Source organism: Providencia sp. PROV130 (genome assembly GCF_028482225.1).
In the GTDB taxonomy this organism is placed as follows: Bacteria; Pseudomonadota; Gammaproteobacteria; order Enterobacterales; family Enterobacteriaceae; genus Providencia; species Providencia rettgeri.
Window position 1 is genome coordinate 1 of sequence record NZ_JAMPQC010000062.1, and the last position, 3,895, is coordinate 3,895.

General features: G+C 42.7%; 2 protein-coding genes and 1 pseudogene. All 3 read left to right on the forward strand.

The features are described from left to right. Window positions 1–2,364, forward strand: a 2,364-nt coding sequence (locus tag PSF28_RS23385) for a phage tail tip protein J-related protein (RefSeq protein WP_272685731.1), incomplete at its 5' end; no start/stop codon positions are given. Beyond that, the gene (locus PSF28_RS23390; RefSeq protein ID WP_272685732.1) at window positions 2,361–3,371 is read left to right on the forward strand and encodes a DUF6453 family protein; all 1,011 of its coding nucleotides are present in this window, start codon (window positions 2,361–2,363) and stop codon (window positions 3,369–3,371) included. The genes PSF28_RS23385 and PSF28_RS23390, both read left to right, overlap by 4 nt. A gap of 73 nt (window positions 3,372–3,444) precedes the next feature. Continuing rightward, a pseudogene (locus PSF28_RS23395) lies at window positions 3,445–3,895 on the forward strand (hypothetical protein); the annotation flags it as partial.

Here is a 3,895-nt window from a genome sequence, read left to right on the forward strand (position 1 = left end):
CCACCGCTTAACCTTGCTTTTGTGGCCACGAATATTGGTGAAGTTGTCCAAGGGTATTTGAGCTGGCAATCAGTTGCTGCAGATGTTCGCTATAACACGGTAAACATTATAGAAAGCGGTAAGGTAATTCAGTCTATTCAGGTACCGCAAGACAGGGTGGATTTATCGGGCCTTGTACGCGGTTCGTATCGTGCGGAGGTTCGCTCTATTAATGCGGCTGGTGCAATGTCTGCCCCTGCGATTGTTGATTTTGATATCCAAGCCCCACCTAAACCGGTTAGCGTTGAAATGGTTGGCGGTATGTTCTCTCTGACTTGCATTCCGCACGGTGGCGAAACCGCACAGCATGGCTATACATTTGAGTTTTGGTTCAGCGACAAAAAACTGGTCAGCACGAATGACACCGAAGTGACAACTAAAGCTAATCGCCAAGGTCAGGGACAATTCTGGACTAAGGAGAATTTAAAAGCCGGCACTGATTATTGGTTTTATGTTCGTACGGTTAACAGCTATGGCAAGTCACCGTTTGTTGAAGCAGTAGGAAAAGCTAGCGGAACGCCGCAGGATATGCTCGAAGAGTTAGGAAATAATTTCCTCAGTTCTGAAGCTGGCCAGCAAATGCAGGAGCAAATCGACTTCAACAAAGACCATCTCTCCGACTTACAAATCGACAATGACGACTTCAAACAAAAAGTTATCAGCATTGATCGCGAGATAGAAGCTGTTAACGAAGCTGTGATGATGAACACCAAGTTTACGACTGAAGTTCACTTTAGCTTAAAAGAAGAAGTTGCAGACCGTAGAGCTGAGATATTCCGCATTGAGCAAGTGCAGGTTACTGACAGAGAAGCTGCTGCACGCTGGCAAGAACAAATCACCGCAAAAGTTGACTTCAACGCATCTGAAATTCTGAATATTAAAGATGCACAGGCGACTTATGAGAAAGCGACAGCCCAGCAAATCAGTCAAGTTAAAGCAGATCTAGGGGAAACAAATAAAGAAGTCGGCACCATCAAAGGCCGTGTCACTACTGTCGAAACGGCAACAGCTGATTTAAAACAAGCGCAAGCGAAGTTTGAGCAGTCAACAACAGCCCAGTTCGGTGAAATGACCGGTTATATCACTAACATTAATCAAACCATCACTAACCTTGAATTTTCTTTCTCTGAAGCACTGATGCAAACCAATGCACAAGTGAATGAAACTAATTCAGAGCTATTGAAAACAAAAGCAGAAGTGACTCGATTAGCAACGGCAACCGCAACCAATGAAAAGGCCACATCTGAATTAGCAGAGAATGTAAAAGCGCAACATGAGCAATCAGAAGCTAATTTTGTTGATGTGCGTAAAGCAATAGCTGAGAAGGATAGCGCTCATACCGAACGTACTGAACAACTTCGTGCAGAGCTTGGCAAAGATATCAATGCTAACAAAGAAGAGTTATCTAACATCAATGCGGTAGTGACTCAGCACACCGAGTCTATTGCGACACTTGAGGAAACGACAACTCGGGTTGAACAGACGCAACAGAGTCAGCACGAAGAGACCCAAGCAAGCATCGGCAAGTTAACTGAAACGACTGCAAATACGGATAAAGCATTAACGGAGGCAAAGGAACAGTCAAAATCACGCTTTGACGATAATGAGGCATCAATCAATCATATCGAACAAACGATGAGTAATGAAGAATTAGCGCAAGTGGAAGCTATTGGGCAGTTAACAGCCCAGCAGAACGTGCAAGGCACTGAGATTTTACGCGCTAAAGCGTCAATCACGCGCATTGATAAAGTCGTTGCTGATAACAATCATGCATTTGCTCAGTCGATAGAGCGTCTTGATGCTCAATTTGATGAAACCTATGCAGCAATTGAGAAAATGTCAAAAGTAGAAGTCGACCATCAAGGGAACGCGTCTTCTATCATTTCATTTAAAGCTGCGGTTATGTACAACGGCCAATCGTATGATGCAGCCATGTTAGTTGGGGCTAGTGTTAAAAACGGTAAGGTCGTTACGCAAATTGGTTTCAGTGCGGATACTTTCGGTATTTTCAATCCAACAAGTGGCAAGTTAGAGCCGGTCTTTTTTGTTGAAAATGGTCAGGTATTTATCAATGACGCGTTTATCAACAAGGCCACAATTGAAAAGCTTCTGGTTGGTGTGGAAATCAAGTCAAAACGTTATGAAAAAGGAAAAGCTGGTTATCGGCTTGATGCGGAAACAGGTAGCGCGGAGTTTAATAAATTGGAAGTTTACGGCGATTTTAAAGTGAGCGGTGATGCTGGGCGTGTCATTTTAGATGCAACGGGGCTGATGATTTATGACCAATCAGGGCGATGGGCCGTTAAAGTTGGGAGAAGACCATGAGTGAGCTAGGTTTATTTATCAACCCTAAAGATGGAGGAAAATCCATTGAATTAACAAAAGATAATTACCCTCTGACATTTATTGCGAAAGTGACAATTCACCCACGGAACCCACAGAGATACGAAAATAAAAAATCGGTCAATGTCCCGGGGTTATCAAAATACAACGTTGTGATTGTCCCGTCAGCGTTGTGTCATTTTTGGGCATACGGTTCTATCCAAATGATACGGATAAATCGCTATTGGACCGATGGTGATACGTTTCGTTGTGAATATGATTACTTTAGCGATGATCCGGGGTATTTACCGGGGAGTGATGGATACTCCCATTTTTTTCTCTACGGCACATTAAAAGACAATCCACCTGATACGTATGGACTTTTTTTAAATGCCGGTGCTTCTTCAGCAATTGATAATTTCAGAAGTATCACTCAAGAAAACGAAGTCGCTTACTGTGTTTATCGTAAAAAAATTTATATCGATGTGAGCAATAACCGAGGGTATTGGAGTTTACCAAACGACATACCGAACCGCAGTTCAGCATTAGTTTTCCTGCGACAAGAAAGTACAGGTCAAGTGCTTCGCTATGACCGACCCAACAACCGGATTATATCTTGGGGTGCAGGCTGGGTGTATATCGTCGTTTTTTCGTACGGTTTAAATCTACAGCCTGCGGATGGGTTAACGATTTGGAATAAGCAGGGGAAAGTTGTATTCACTTCTGACTACATCCCTTTTTTTAATAATGGCCAAACAATTAAAACAAGCGGAAATGTTGCCACAAGTTCATTTGCAAAACCGATGTTCACGATGGATGTGCCGAATACGTGGCTAGAAAATGAAAGAGTAAATGTTAACTGTTATTTATCGGGCTTCAGGGTTGACGGGAATAAGCTTATTGCAACTCGTATGTGGACATCTGATTTTTATCCGGGTTATGCAAATCGAGAGTTTAACCAGGTTGTTTATGCGAGTTCCTATTGCATCGATTTCAATGATTATTTTTAGCTTCTAAAAAACACCTAATCACAAATAAGCCGCTTAATTGCGGTTTTTTTACGTACAAATTTCGGAGAATCCCATGTACAACACAGGCACAGTTACCACAACAGCAAACAGCACTAAAGTAGTCGGCACCGGCACTAAATGGCTCAATAACATTAATCGTGTATCAGCAGAGCAAGCGATTCAAATTCAAATTGGTACCACAGTTCACAACAACAGTATTCAGTCGATTCAATCCGATACTGAACTCACATTAAATTTCCCATTACCGACAGCAGCAACAGGGGCGAAGTACGTCATTCTCACAACGATGGTTCATTCTGTTTCAGATGCGATGAATAAAATAGTGTCAATGAACGTCTCGAACGTTCAGTTCAGCGACATATTAACGCGCTGGATGACAGAGCAGGGCATTATTACTGTTACATTGCCAGACCAAACAACACAGCAGCTGCGCACAACAAAAGAAATGGATAAGCAGCTAGATGGGAAGTTTGATAAGACGGGAGGTGTTGTTGATGGAGGAA